Below are 11,883 nucleotides of genomic sequence, written 5' to 3'. Positions count from 1 at the left end.
ACCATATTTTGGGTTATTTTTATCGGATTTTTCTTAACATTCAACACTTTTGCCATCTTGCGATTAATTAGCCACATCACTAGAGAATCTACAAGTGGGGCGCGAAACTCTTCAATCAAATCAGAAGCTAATGCTGCATGACCATCATGTGCTTGGTGCAAACAAGCACAATAAGGGTCAAGTCCCTGAAGTTCAATCAATGCCAAAAGATGATTCCAAAGAACTTGATAACCAAAACTCAACATTGCATTTACAGGATTTCCTGGAGGACGACGACTCCGACCAGAAAACACAAAATCGGCATTAGTCAAACACTCACTAAAAGCATTAAAATACTGGGCTGCCCCTGCACCCTCAAACCCCATCAGCCTTTCGCAAGTCTCAGCTTGTGCCGCTTGTTCAGCCAAATAATCTAAACTTAGCAGCACCTTTTCTAACACCTCCGACTCCCGCTTTTGTCTCTGTCGCCGCAACAACACTCGACTATTTTTCAACTTTCCCCGCACAATAGCCCGTGCAGTAATTAGCTTTTCAATAGGTGATAATTGCTGTTGGTAGCGCGACAATTGCCGATATCCCCTAGAAATAGGTAAAATCCGACCATAACAATATCCCATCCGTGATAAATAACCAATAGGAATATCTCGTAACAAACAAGCACGAATTACTTGAGTAGTAACTTGCGAGCTACCAAAAATTAGAATTTGTTCTAACAGAGGTAACTGCACTTCACCATAAATATTTTCTCCCTGCTTTATGATTAAAGTTTCTTTTTGCAAACACACATAGCAATTTTGTTGAGAAACATAAAGAGTCTGCATAGAATTATGAACTATCAAAAACTTCTAATACTGATTACCTAAGAGTGAGATTGTTTCGGGACTGGGGGGGTAAAATCCCAAGTCTCAACAAACTCAAGCTTGATGTTGTGTAGTTTGACAAAGAATTAGTACAAGTAACTATTGCCACCAACGTTGTAATTTTGACTTTCGTGAAGAACTATTTCCAGGCACAGGAGAAATTAATTCCGCCTTTCCTCCTGGTTCCAACCACTTAACTACCCGATCAGCCACGCTAGAAACAATATAAGTAGCAAATGTCACTAATAAAGTATTAATTATTACTGCCGCTAAACCCATAGGTGCAATTAATAAAATCACTAAAGTTAAACCACCATTAACAAAAGAGACTAAAGCATTACGTACAGTAGCAGATCGACGTGAAATATACATAGTGATAAATTTAACCCTATTTCCGATGTTTGTACTGGCTACTATAGCTTGAAAATCATAAAAAAGCTTGAAAATGCCTATAAAGTAAAATTTGATTGATGTTCACAAAAAAGGCTGTTATAAAAGCTTTACAGGTATTCTCTTGGCATCACTGTAATATTTTCTTTTTGGGAATGCTCGAACCTCAATCATCCACTTCCCTCTAACTATGCCCAAAAAACTTGCATCCCAACCTTACAAAGAACACTTAGCTTTTGAACGCCTGATGCTGTTAATTGCAACTCTGCTGAAACATCCAGGTATCGGTAGTCCTGATTTGATGGACTCTAGGAATGATTTACACCATGATGCTCTGGCAACAGTGCAAAAAACCCTACAGGAATTAGCGACTGAATTAAAGATAGAATTACCAGCAGGTTATCCTGCTGTTTCTACCCTCCGCAAAGATTTAGAAACTCTTCGACACTACACTATTCTTGATCAGCGAATGTATCGTTGGGGCTATTATCTTGGTACTGCCGCTTTATCCTCAGCCGAGTTAAAAGTAGCATTTAATGCTTTGGCTTCCCTTGCTCAGTACCAAGGAGATGCCCAAGTCAGACGAATTTATGAGACTCTCAGCAAAAGATTGCGGGGATTAGATATGGAACTCAAGGGTGATTTTTTTTACCCAACCAGACAATATCTTAACCGCACAATTGTATATTCTGACCCTGAAGAAATGGCTGAAAAGGGTAAACATCAGGATACATTATTTCACCAATTGCCGTTAGTAGAAAAAGCCATTAGTCAGGGACAAGCAATAGAAATTTCTCGTGGTAGTGACCTTTATGGCAACAATCGTATTGGACCTCTACGCATCTTCCCCTTACAGTTAATTTACCAAGATATTGCTTGGTATCTCTTGTATGAATACTGTGAAACTGGACATTTAGCAATCGGACGTTTAAACCGTTTCAGAAATTATTGTGTGCCTCTGGGCATCCCAACACGTGGTTTAGAATTACAGAGAGTAAGTCTTACTAAGGCTTACCGACTAATAGAAAACGGTTGGGGTTTGAATTTAGGTGATATCGAATCTCAAAAATTAGAATTAGAAGGGAATTTAGACTTAATCAAAGTTGAAGTTCATTTTTTCCCTCCAATGACAGGATTTATTTTGGAAGGAGAACGCCGCCATCCAAAACAAAAAATTATCCCTGGAATTATTGACAAAACTACTGGGAAACCTAGCTATGTCATTTATACAATTGATTTGCCAAAGCGTTCAATAGACGAATTTAGTTTATGGGTTTATCGTCACATGGATAAAGCTCAAATGATTTCACCTTCTGCATTAGCAGATAAGCACCATCAAGCAGCAATCGCTTTAGCTGCACGCTATTCTGAGACAGTATGAATTTTACCCCTCCCAATCAACTAACACCCCATCCACAATCGCAATCCCCCACTGCGGAAACTTCGCCAGCAACTTCTTGATCACAATCTGCAAAGCCGGATCGTCATGACAGCATTGTTGGAGGAAGTCAAGCAATTGAAGATTGCCGATTGGAGATTGGAGATTGACTGCACCCACCAGGGATGCAGCTTCTCTGATAGGAGATTGTAGATTTCAGATTTATTCCGCCCACCAGGGGCGGGGCTTGTACCGAATTCAATCTGCAATCTGCCCTCTACAATCTGCAATCTTCCGGGTCAAAACCAGGATTTTCCCCAACCAGAGAAGCCATCTTCAGTTTCTCCATTCGCAATAGTCTAGCCTTGGATCTAATGGTGATACCTTCTCTACGAGACGCTCCGCGAACGGCAGTAAACAACGCCTCACTAGATTCTTGCACCTGATAATTGACTACGGATAGATTCCACTGCTTTTCAAACTTGCTGATGGTTGCCCTCATGCTGGCGTAATACTTGCTGTCTAGCAAATATTGAATTACCCACAATGGGGGGCATTCTCCAACGTTTGCTCTATCCAACCATTCAAATATCTCACTTTGATTTAATGACATGGGCGCGGCGGAACAAGTGCCTTCATGATCTACTTTATCCTCATCACCAGAAACCAAGTTTTCAGCCAAAAAAGAAGCAGAGGGACGACTCGGTTCTATTTTTTGATGTGCGATCGCTAAACTTGAAGAAAATTTATTTTCGGCAACGGGCGCGGCGGAACCCGGATTTCTCACAAACAATAAAAAATCAATTCACAGCACTCGAACTAAGACATTTTTTTGATACATCATCAATTGAAAATTAAGTGAGTAAATAAAGTAAGTACAAATTAGTAGTCATCAGGATAAAAAAACTACTATATTTTTCTTGGCACTGGAATCAAAACACTCTATTCATAAAATTAAGCATCCAAAACAAGGCTTGAATTAAACCAAGCCCAAAGTATTATTAATTAGGATAAAATGCAATTCGATTTTAGATTAAGCAGTATTAGACAGTATTTTTAAGTATCTGTAAGCAGTAGAAAAAATATGCTTGGAAGGACTTGAGCTAGTAATTGCAATTAAAATTCGCCGTGCGCTTACAGTAATGAGTGCGCCTAATTTCAGTAATTTAGTCCGAATAGTTCCGACTTGGGCATTTTGTAGTTCTGTCTTCGCCAAACATTTTGACCGCAAGGCATTCATCAAAGCGTAAGCTATAGAAGAAAACCACAATCGTAACTGATTTCCTGCAAATGTGTGTGTACTGGTTCTATCGCTAAAAAGTTCCAGTTGTTGTTCCTTAAAGCGATTTTCCATCTCACCTCTAGGACAATACTTCTGGGTATAAAGTTCACCTGGAGCCATCTTATTTGTAGTAATTGATGTGACAACAAAACGAATATTGGTTCCCTTGACTCCATACTCAACTTTACAGACAACACGGCGACTACGACTCCAAGATTCACGAGTCTGGTAGTCTAAAGATTTATACCAAATTGAGTTATTAATCAAGTCAGAAGCAACTTCAGGAAGTTGTTCTTCGGGGTTAAATACAGTTTCTAAAAATGAAACTACTGTTGATAGTTTCTGCTCATACTCAAGCGAGGCTCTATTTTTAGTCGTGGTAGTCATCTGAATTAAACGACTATTTTGCGCCAATCCAAAAACGTAGTTAACCCCAGTCTGTGACTCACACCATGTCATGATATCGTCTCTGGAATAGGCACTATCTCCTCGTACTAAAATCTCGGCATTCTGCCATTGTTGACGTATTTGTTTAACGACTCTCTGCAATTCTTCTAACGCCCCAAATGCTGGGTCTACATTAGAAGGGCGAAGTTTGGCTGCTAATAAATATTTTCCACAAAATATATAAAGTGGAGCATAACAGTATCCCGCATAATAAGTATTGAAGAAAACTTGCTCTTGATTGCCATGTACTAAGTCATCAGTTACATCTAAATCTAAAATAATTTGTCTTGGCTCTTTGGCGTAAGATTCGAGAAATATTTTGACAAATAGACTTTCAATTTCTGATGAAGAGTGCCCAATTTTATGGTAACGATTGTCTGCTCCTTGTTCTACATCTTCAGGGCAATGTTCCAGTCGATTTAATGTACTCTTTCCTGCCAACTTTGCCTGCTCATCCTCCATTCCAATTGTTCTTAAAACTGCTAGAGCAAACATTGGATTATGGCGTAATTCTTCGTGGTCATTCAAGTCTTCATAACCCATGACCAGCCCGTATGTCCGTTGCTTAATTAAGCTTTCTATCGAATGGTCAACTCGATTTGGCTTTCGGTAATCTTGGAAACACTGTGCAAACTGTGATGTGATTTGCAGTTTTCTATCTATTTCAGCAATTAAGCTTAATCCGGCATCATATGTTACCAGTCCCCCACTGAAGTTAACTACGACAGGAGGTGATTTTGGCTGTTCAAATCTGAACTGTTTTGGGAGCGATCGCGTTGCGGCTCGATTCATCGGTTAAAACTGGTCAAATGCTTACTATGTATACATTCTATCAGTTTTAATCTCCGGTTTTTTCTGAGTTTGTGAGAAATCCGGGTTGATATCCTCTATCGATACTTTGCAATGTGGTCTAATTGATTTGTCTTCTGAAGCTTGTTTGCGTAGACGCGAAGCGGCTTGTCCTTGGACATCGCTTCGCTGTTTGCTGCCACCATTGATTGCTTTTAACGCTGTAGTCATATTTATCTCCTAAATTTTTCCATGACAATCTGGGCGACATTGCACCAATGCCACGTTTAAGTTTTTTGGCTATTCTCTTAGCGAGTCTTTATTTACTGGTTTTCGCCCTGCCAGAATCGCAACTCTTCCCTGGAATAGGTTTGAGTCTTTTTCAACTCATTGCGCCAGTGATCCCAAGCTACTAACACTTTGCCCCCTACCTCGTCTACAACTTCGCCCCTCTCCAAATACAGAGTCCGGTACGGGTCAGCATGGGCAACAATAGAACCGATGCCAATTGTCCGAGGTTCAGTGGATGAGTTTTTGAGAGTTTTAATTAACTCTGTTTCTTGTTTAGTTAATTCCGCCCAATAGTCTGATTTAATCACCTCATACTCTTGCGCCACTGCCCAATAGTCCTGCCACGTACACCCAGGTTTAGCTAGCGCTGCTCGAACATCACTAACCGCTTGGGGTAGCATTTCCAATTGCTCGGCTCGATAAGCGATCGCAGTTGGTGTCGGTTCACTCCCTAGAATTATGGCCGCAGCTTCAAGCGCTTGGGTATTGTTCATAGCACTGGCTAAGTTTTTCAAAGCCATGCCCATTAAACGTAAGCATTCCTGGGCGTTCTCTTTGGGCGGTTCTTGGGCCAGCGATCGCAGATCAATCGTTTTCTCCAGAGCTTGTTTAACTTGCTTGGTCAACGCTTTAGTCGCTTGCTGGCTCATAGTATTTCCCCATTCTTGAGAAGGGCGCTGTTGAACGGCGTTTTCTAATTCCTGAATGCGAGAAAGGAGTTGTTGGTTCTCAGCCTTTAACTGCCGTAGCGATTCCATTTCGTTTAGCCGTTGCAGCAACTGAACGTTTTGCTCCCTTTGTTGCTTGTAAAGGTTTTGCAATGATGAGATTTGCTCTTGTACTTGTTCTTTTGCTCTGGCCGATACTTCTGCTTGCAAACCAATCCTCAATTCTTGGGAAAGTCGCTCTAGTTCCTGTTTATGCTGTTCTTCGAGCGCTGCGATCGCTTCAGAATATTCTTTAGGGTAAGTCCGCCCACTCGATTCGGACACAATTGCATCATTTGAATCAGCCAAATCACTATTGTTTACCAGCAGCCTCTCACCATCGCTGAAGGTGACAATCTGCTGATAGTTATTCGGTGCGTCTGCCTCAATCACTCCCGATTCACCATATTTAGGATGTGAAAGGGAAGAAACAGTGACAGAATTACAGAATTGCGTTTTGACTTTTTCTTGTTTTGTGCTACTGGTTCTAGTGGGCGACGTATTTTTTGGAACAACCTTCTGAACTGCTTTAGCAAAATCGGCGGCAGTGGGGAAGGATTTTTCTTGGGATGCAATCGCTACGGCTTGCTCTAACTTGTCGGGAGTCTTAACCAGTTTCAGCAAGGGGCGAGTCTGGGAAGGTTTGGTAATCTTGTCTTTGAGTGACTCTGGTAGAGTATCTCTTACCTTTGAGGCAGACAGCAAATCTCTCACCCGACGATAGCCACCGTATTTGATTAGCTCCTTTTCACAATAATCTTCAAAGCTTTTGTAGCCAGCATCGAGGTAATAGCAGTTTTCCCGCATCACTCGCAACTCTTCTATTGCTTGCCATTCAAAACGGTTAATGGCGGTGAAAGTGTCTTGAATGCTGGTGTTGAGAACACTGTAATCGAGTGCTGATGTGGTTTCGGGTTCTAGTGTCAGCATGATTGTTACCCACGTTTGGTAAATGCTTGTCCTGTATCAACCAGGGAGTGCAATTAGCAGCAAAGTGAGCAGTTGGCTGATTTTGGATCAGACCAAAAATATGTCAACATCGTAATTAGCTCACTTTGTAGTTCACGACTTGAGCAAGCGATCGCAGTGCTTTGCCGGCGGCGATCGCTTTTAGTATGCGGCAGTGTAATAGTTAATCAGACTGCTCCATTGCCGAATTGCCTGACAAGGTAATCTAATACTGCTCGGTCTAATGTCACTTCTATTCGCTGTAGCCGTCTATCTTGATCCATTATCTTTCTCCATACTAGGGGAATGGCCTCTCTCTCGTATCGATTTTACAATACAAGTATTGTAAAAGCTATATATCCCCTAAAAAAGACTTAACCCGCCTGATCATTGGCGGGTTTGTCTTTGTTGAGTAGTTCTAATAGTTGAGCGTGAGTTTGCCTAAGAGATTCGTTCTCCTCTCTCAGGCGGCTGATTCCCCCACTAGTCGATTGTTCTCAATACCAACTTTTCTCTCAACTTCTTCCAATCGCTTGATTACCTCTGTTAGGTCTTGCGGTTTTTCAGTGGACTTCAAGTAATCCTCAATAAACTGTTTAAGAACAGCTGACACCGTTCTACCTTCAGATTTCAGTTGTTGACTGAACGCTTCCCTAATCTCAGGGTCTATTTCAAACGAGATAAAAGTCCTTTGTTTTTTTAAATTAGCCATACACTTCTTCAGTCCTTACACCCTAAATTTACTCTTGCTCAAACTTGTATTGCAAGGTATTGAATAATATGTATCGTAATGTATTGACAAGTATTGCTTTAAAGGTTAAAGTAAATACAGAATAACAAAAAGCGATCGCCCCAAGCCTGGTAAGCAGTGCGATCGCCTTTGTTCCTAAAAAGGAGACTATTATTATGAACTACTTTGCTTATTCACAGCAAGCACCAAGAAGCTTCCACTGCAACACAATAGATGAGCAAGCCCAAGCCCAAGTAGAACTATACAGCCACCTCGAAACCCAAGCCGAAGCTGTAGCCCCAACCCAAGATCCTCTCACCAGCAGAGATCGCCGCATCATTGGCGAGATTATCGAAGTGGAATCCGAATCAGTTCACACGATCTGGATCGAAGGCGGAATCACAGTATGGGTGCAGTTAGTCGGTAGCGGACGACTACCCTTTGATAGGGACTGGTTCGCAAAAAGAGTTGCAGAGGTTAAAGCGACACTTCCAGAAACTCCATTGGAGCGCAATGAACGCCTGAGCGATGAACTGGAAGAAGCCTGCACTGCTTTTGGTCTGTACCACGGTCAGATTGACTGGCTTTCGTTCAGCACCAAACTCTACCGAGACGGGCACTTTGTCGGCTTCGTCGGGTGCAATCAACAAGGGTGGTACGCAAGACCAAGACAGTACGGAGTCAATCGCGTGGCTCCGAGTGCCGAACAAGTGATTGCGTCGTTGGGAGTCCGAGCGGCAGTAGCAGCGTAAGTTGCTTGCTGAAGGCAGAAAAGGCGATTGCTGCCCCAAGACAAGAGCAATCGCCTCCAAAGCTCAATCGCTGCTTTAGAAATAACAATCATTACACAAAGTGCAGCAAGTAACATCTCACTTCAAGTAGGTGAGTGTCAAGAAAATATTCTCCTACCTGCTACAGATGCGAATGCAGAGGTGTAAAAATTTCCTCGTTCTGCAAGTGAGAAAGGCGATCGCAGCCCTAGAGGAAAGCAATCGCCTCTACAACGAAATTTATGACAATTCAGATCATCATGGCACACCAAATATGATTACCACATTTTCTTGTCAACATACGGAGTTAGAAGAGTCTCTTGACAAAATACTCCTACCTCCAACCGACACCAACGCAGAGGTGCAAGAGATTCCTGGCTACAAAATTGTATACGTGAATGGAGCTTGCCCCAGAAACTATCGCGTGTACAAAGGTGATTCGATGATTGGGGTGATATTTCAACATATTACCCACTGGTGTAACGAAGTCGATTCTCTTCGATATGCCAAAGCATTGGATGCAGCGTTCGAGCTTAATGAATTTTTGAAGGTGGCGAGGATATCAACAACGGCTACAGAACAACCAGTTACAGAAGAAGAATTACTGGATAAAGAATTTGACGCACTAACTTTTGACGATTGGGAGCGCTTAAAAAGGTACGTTCCAGAAACTAGAGATTTAATTGCAGCGTAAGGAAACGGGTGGGTAGGGTAAACCCACCTGTATAGCGAGGAGCAAACTTAAATTTTATCCAAATAGAACACCACAATTCATCGAATAAATCAATGTCACCCATAGAAATACTGAAAGAATTCAACTCGTGTTACCTGAATATTCAGGCGATCGCCCAAGATGAAAACTGGCTCAAGTTGATTGCTGATAAAAAGATTGACCCAGAAGCAGCAACTCACGTGGGCGATACATTGCATTACTTGGGTGAGGTTATGGGGTGCGTGGAAGAAGTTGTCGAGGTCAAGTTCAATCAGGAGGTAAAATAATGCAACCAACAATAACAATTCCACACGGTTGGAAATACCCCAGTTTCACTTTATTGAACTGCTGAAATACGAGTTAAAAACAATTCTTGGCATTGTCATAAATAGCTAAGTCGAACACTATCCAGTATCAACGCAATTTTTAGCAACAACAACGCAATTATGGAAACAATCATTATCAACAACAGCGTCTTTCTCATTCCACGCAGCCAACCGAAACTACAAGCCAATTGCGCTAAAGAGTACGGTCAATTCCTTCTCGATTGTCCTCCAAAGCTGACGATTCTAGAAGCACAAGCAGGAGGATATCTCAAAGGTAACAAGGCTGATTTTGCAATCGCAATCTCTCGTCCTGACCGTGCCTTGACTATCAACGAGAACTTCACTAACGAGCCATTTACTGAACTGTGGGTGATTCCAGTGGCAGGCGGACTAAAAGACCAGTTTAAGGGCCCAGCCTCCATGCTGCTTTGCTTCTTGATGCACCGCCGCAGTAAAGACAATTTTGCTGGACTGTACAACCACTTCGCCCATCGTGCCTTCCAGCAGTGGTGCGAGGAAGGGATGCCGGGAGATCCAAAAGAATTCTGTTATCAGGCGATCGCTTCGGTACTCAAAAACTATATTTTCTGCGCTGAGTTTCAGAAGGTGGAAGGGACACTGGGAACGTACTGGTTCATTCAGTGGTCGTATCGCAATCCTCAGTCTGATTTTGAGAAGGATGCTCTCGTTGCAGCAGAGATGATTCGCTCTGGTGCGGAATCTGGGGCAACACTCCACTGGGTAACGAATGAAACGTATGAACGCTGGGCTAATAATGCTGTCACTGCATCAGCATTATCCCCGGTTTCGGAGACTGAGGCGAGGGCATCTCTGCAAGGACAGAATCAGACTGCAATGCCGCAAGGTAACAAGCGGTAATTAAACACGAAAAAGGCGATTCAAACGTGAGTCGCCACTACATAAATTAGTGGTTCAAACAAGTAAATGAAAATCGGTACTGTCTCAGTTAGTTATTCCAGAAAGTTTAACTTGGGCAATTATGAATCAATCGAATTAGGTTGTTCTTTATGGGCGCAGGTTGAAGATGAAGAAGATGCGGACGGTGTAGTTCAATTCCTTTATTACCAAGCGAAAGCAGCAGTTAAAGAGGCAGCAATGCCTGTGATTAAAGCGAACGAATTCCAAATTACCAAAGCCAAATCTCAAAAGAAGGTGACAACTGATGATGCGATTGTGGAGGACTTATGAAACAATTGACAGGTTTTATTCCCATCGCTGCACTACCACCATCTACTGCGGCTTCTGCTAAACAACAGCTACTGGCAACAATTGAATGGCTCCAATCTGAGGGAGCGGCAACTGAAACTAATCTCAAACTATTAACTGCAATTGCCGAATCGATTCTTTGTTCGGAAGAATCATACACAAGGTTTTTGCAATATGGTTTTGATGCAGCGATTGAGTTTTTCGATACTAATTCTCAGAACTGGGAATTTGAAGATTCAATGTCATCACCTCATAATCCCAGGATTTGGGATGAGTATAAGCAGCTACAACGCTAGGTGAGCCAGATGAAATCAACAAACTTTTATTGTAAAACTGTACGCAGTGAATTACAAAGTAGAGAAAATAAACAGATGAATATTTGGTCAAGAATGGATTTAATTGCATTAACAAGTGAACGCTTTTTAGGAGAATATTACGATTTTATTTATGATGACAGTGGCGGATGGATGATTAAGTTTTTATATCTGATTAAAGTAAATGTTGCTTTCTGGTTTGGATGGGAATCACAGCCAGAATATGACGATTGGCATTGGGGATTGGGGTATTTTGAAGAGGAATACCGACAAGATTGGAATGCACCAATGGGAGCTTGCGATTGGCAGGAAATCTGTACTCCTGTCAGTTTTCTAAAATGGCAATATGGTATCGGAGAAAACTCGAATTATTAGTAAAAATTATCCAATATAAGAGGGAGAAAAATTCTTGAACGAATATGATTATCTTCGCGCGTTTGTTATGGAGCGATTTGATTCTGAGGTAACAACAGAAGTAGATCCACTTCATGATCAACACAAGCTTTTGCTTTTGCAGAAGAATTACCTAGAAGCAGCGAGATTAGAAACTCTTCGAGATAGAATTCTGCAAGAACTTTACATCAAAAGAGCCAGGGCTGAAGAAATTATCAATTGGCTTTCTCTTGATAATCAGCTACGACGTGAGTGTACAACTTAGGGACTTCCAAAGAATAAATTATTCCAAGAAAAACAAGAAATATGTTTTCTCAAG

18 protein-coding genes are annotated in these 11,883 nt (G+C 41.7%); 10 read left to right on the top strand and 8 right to left on the bottom strand.

What is annotated here, in order from left to right; all coding sequences use genetic code 11:
• Positions 1 to 821 (bottom strand): CRISPR-associated endonuclease Cas1 (gene cas1 / locus HWQ42_RS11675; protein ID WP_292812121.1); only part of this gene is annotated, 821 nt, incomplete at its 3' end.
• A 138-nt stretch (positions 822 to 959) separates the two neighbouring features.
• Positions 960 to 1,232: a CRISPR-associated protein Csx18 gene (gene csx18, locus HWQ42_RS11670; RefSeq protein ID WP_292812120.1), complete on the bottom strand. Its 273-nt coding sequence runs from the start codon at positions 1,230 to 1,232 to the stop codon at positions 960 to 962.
• A gap of 208 nt (positions 1,233 to 1,440) precedes the next feature.
• Here csx18 and HWQ42_RS11665 point away from each other — a divergent pair, with 208 nt between their 5' ends.
• A complete protein-coding gene (locus tag HWQ42_RS11665; protein ID WP_292812119.1) occupies positions 1,441 to 2,631 on the top strand; it encodes a YafY family protein in 1,191 nt (396 codons plus the stop codon).
• 3 nt (positions 2,632 to 2,634) lie between these two features.
• Here the strand turns inward: HWQ42_RS11665 and HWQ42_RS11660 are convergent, their stop codons facing one another.
• The 6 genes from HWQ42_RS11660 to HWQ42_RS11635 all read right to left on the bottom strand — a co-directional run bounded on the left by HWQ42_RS11660 (position 2,635) and on the right by HWQ42_RS11635 (position 7,804).
• The gene (locus HWQ42_RS11660; RefSeq protein ID WP_292812118.1) at positions 2,635 to 2,766 is read right to left on the bottom strand and encodes a hypothetical protein; all 132 of its coding nucleotides are present in this window, start codon (positions 2,764 to 2,766) and stop codon (positions 2,635 to 2,637) included.
• Positions 2,767 to 2,905: 139 nt separating this feature from the next.
• Positions 2,906 to 3,415, bottom strand: a complete 510-nt coding sequence (locus HWQ42_RS11655) for a hypothetical protein (protein ID WP_292812117.1) — start codon at positions 3,413 to 3,415, stop codon at positions 2,906 to 2,908.
• 246 nt (positions 3,416 to 3,661) lie between these two features.
• Positions 3,662 to 5,149, bottom strand: coding sequence for an IS1380 family transposase (locus HWQ42_RS11650; protein ID WP_292812116.1), 1,488 nt, complete (start codon positions 5,147 to 5,149; stop codon positions 3,662 to 3,664).
• Between the two features lie 24 nt (positions 5,150 to 5,173).
• Complete coding sequence (locus HWQ42_RS11645; protein ID WP_292812114.1) at positions 5,174 to 5,377, bottom strand: hypothetical protein; 204 nt, start codon at positions 5,375 to 5,377, stop codon at positions 5,174 to 5,176.
• A gap of 92 nt (positions 5,378 to 5,469) precedes the next feature.
• Complete coding sequence (locus HWQ42_RS11640) at positions 5,470 to 7,074, bottom strand: hypothetical protein (RefSeq protein WP_292812109.1); 1,605 nt, start codon at positions 7,072 to 7,074, stop codon at positions 5,470 to 5,472.
• A 481-nt stretch (positions 7,075 to 7,555) separates the two neighbouring features.
• Positions 7,556 to 7,804: a hypothetical protein gene (locus tag HWQ42_RS11635; protein WP_185582802.1), complete on the bottom strand. Its 249-nt coding sequence runs from the start codon at positions 7,802 to 7,804 to the stop codon at positions 7,556 to 7,558.
• Between the two features lie 194 nt (positions 7,805 to 7,998).
• Between HWQ42_RS11635 and HWQ42_RS11630 the strand changes: the two genes are divergently transcribed.
• The 9 genes from HWQ42_RS11630 (at position 7,999) to HWQ42_RS11590 (ending at position 11,829) form a co-directional block, all read left to right on the top strand.
• Positions 7,999 to 8,574 carry a hypothetical protein gene (locus HWQ42_RS11630; RefSeq protein WP_292812104.1) on the top strand — a complete coding sequence of 192 codons (576 nt, stop codon included), beginning with the start codon at positions 7,999 to 8,001 and terminating at the stop codon, positions 8,572 to 8,574.
• Between the two features lie 27 nt (positions 8,575 to 8,601).
• Entirely contained in the window at positions 8,602 to 8,760 is a 159-nt protein-coding gene (locus HWQ42_RS11625) for a hypothetical protein (protein ID WP_292812102.1), read from the top strand.
• The gene (locus tag HWQ42_RS11620) at positions 8,747 to 9,286 is read left to right on the top strand and encodes a hypothetical protein (protein WP_292812100.1); all 540 of its coding nucleotides are present in this window, start codon (positions 8,747 to 8,749) and stop codon (positions 9,284 to 9,286) included. The genes HWQ42_RS11625 and HWQ42_RS11620 overlap by 14 nt, the downstream gene beginning before the upstream one ends.
• Positions 9,287 to 9,378: 92 nt before the next feature.
• Positions 9,379 to 9,591 (top strand): hypothetical protein, encoded by a 213-nt coding sequence (locus HWQ42_RS11615; RefSeq protein WP_292812097.1) that lies wholly within the window; start codon positions 9,379 to 9,381, stop codon positions 9,589 to 9,591.
• Between the two features lie 159 nt (positions 9,592 to 9,750).
• A complete protein-coding gene (locus HWQ42_RS11610) occupies positions 9,751 to 10,509 on the top strand; it encodes a hypothetical protein (RefSeq protein ID WP_292812095.1) in 759 nt (252 codons plus the stop codon).
• Positions 10,510 to 10,575: 66 nt separating this feature from the next.
• Positions 10,576 to 10,839, top strand: coding sequence for a hypothetical protein (locus tag HWQ42_RS11605; RefSeq protein ID WP_292812093.1), 264 nt, complete (start codon positions 10,576 to 10,578; stop codon positions 10,837 to 10,839).
• The gene (locus HWQ42_RS11600; protein WP_292812092.1) at positions 10,836 to 11,153 is read left to right on the top strand and encodes a hypothetical protein; all 318 of its coding nucleotides are present in this window, start codon (positions 10,836 to 10,838) and stop codon (positions 11,151 to 11,153) included. Before HWQ42_RS11605 ends, HWQ42_RS11600 begins: the two co-directional genes overlap by 4 nt.
• A 9-nt stretch (positions 11,154 to 11,162) precedes the next feature.
• On the top strand, positions 11,163 to 11,546 hold the full coding sequence (locus HWQ42_RS11595; protein ID WP_292812091.1) for a hypothetical protein: 384 nt from the start codon (positions 11,163 to 11,165) through the stop codon (positions 11,544 to 11,546).
• 67 nt (positions 11,547 to 11,613) lie between these two features.
• Positions 11,614 to 11,829, top strand: a complete 216-nt coding sequence (locus HWQ42_RS11590; RefSeq protein ID WP_292812088.1) for a hypothetical protein — start codon at positions 11,614 to 11,616, stop codon at positions 11,827 to 11,829.
• Positions 11,830 to 11,883 lie beyond the last annotated feature (54 nt).

Source organism: Nostoc sp. JL23, assembly GCF_017115065.1.
GTDB lineage: Bacteria > Cyanobacteriota > Cyanobacteriia > Cyanobacteriales > Nostocaceae > Nostoc > Nostoc punctiforme_A.
This window is presented reverse-complemented; position numbering and strand designations above follow the sequence as displayed.

Coding starts and splice junctions, on each gene's coding strand:
- csx18 (WP_292812120.1), bottom strand. CDS start 1,232: ATGTATATTTCACGTCGATCTGCTACTGTACGTAATGCTTTAGTCTCT.
- HWQ42_RS11665 (WP_292812119.1), top strand. CDS start 1,441: ATGCCCAAAAAACTTGCATCCCAACCTTACAAAGAACACTTAGCTTTT.
- HWQ42_RS11650 (WP_292812116.1), bottom strand. CDS start 5,149: ATGAATCGAGCCGCAACGCGATCGCTCCCAAAACAGTTCAGATTTGAA.
- HWQ42_RS11645 (WP_292812114.1), bottom strand. CDS start 5,377: ATGACTACAGCGTTAAAAGCAATCAATGGTGGCAGCAAACAGCGAAGC.
- HWQ42_RS11640 (WP_292812109.1), bottom strand. CDS start 7,074: ATGCTGACACTAGAACCCGAAACCACATCAGCACTCGATTACAGTGTT.
- HWQ42_RS11635 (WP_185582802.1), bottom strand. CDS start 7,804: ATGGCTAATTTAAAAAAACAAAGGACTTTTATCTCGTTTGAAATAGAC.
- HWQ42_RS11630 (WP_292812104.1), top strand. CDS start 7,999: ATGAACTACTTTGCTTATTCACAGCAAGCACCAAGAAGCTTCCACTGC.
- HWQ42_RS11620 (WP_292812100.1), top strand. CDS start 8,747: ATGCAGAGGTGTAAAAATTTCCTCGTTCTGCAAGTGAGAAAGGCGATC.
- HWQ42_RS11615 (WP_292812097.1), top strand. CDS start 9,379: ATGTCACCCATAGAAATACTGAAAGAATTCAACTCGTGTTACCTGAAT.
- HWQ42_RS11610 (WP_292812095.1), top strand. CDS start 9,751: ATGGAAACAATCATTATCAACAACAGCGTCTTTCTCATTCCACGCAGC.
- HWQ42_RS11605 (WP_292812093.1), top strand. CDS start 10,576: ATGAAAATCGGTACTGTCTCAGTTAGTTATTCCAGAAAGTTTAACTTG.
- HWQ42_RS11600 (WP_292812092.1), top strand. CDS start 10,836: ATGAAACAATTGACAGGTTTTATTCCCATCGCTGCACTACCACCATCT.
- HWQ42_RS11595 (WP_292812091.1), top strand. CDS start 11,163: ATGAAATCAACAAACTTTTATTGTAAAACTGTACGCAGTGAATTACAA.
- HWQ42_RS11590 (WP_292812088.1), top strand. CDS start 11,614: ATGGAGCGATTTGATTCTGAGGTAACAACAGAAGTAGATCCACTTCAT.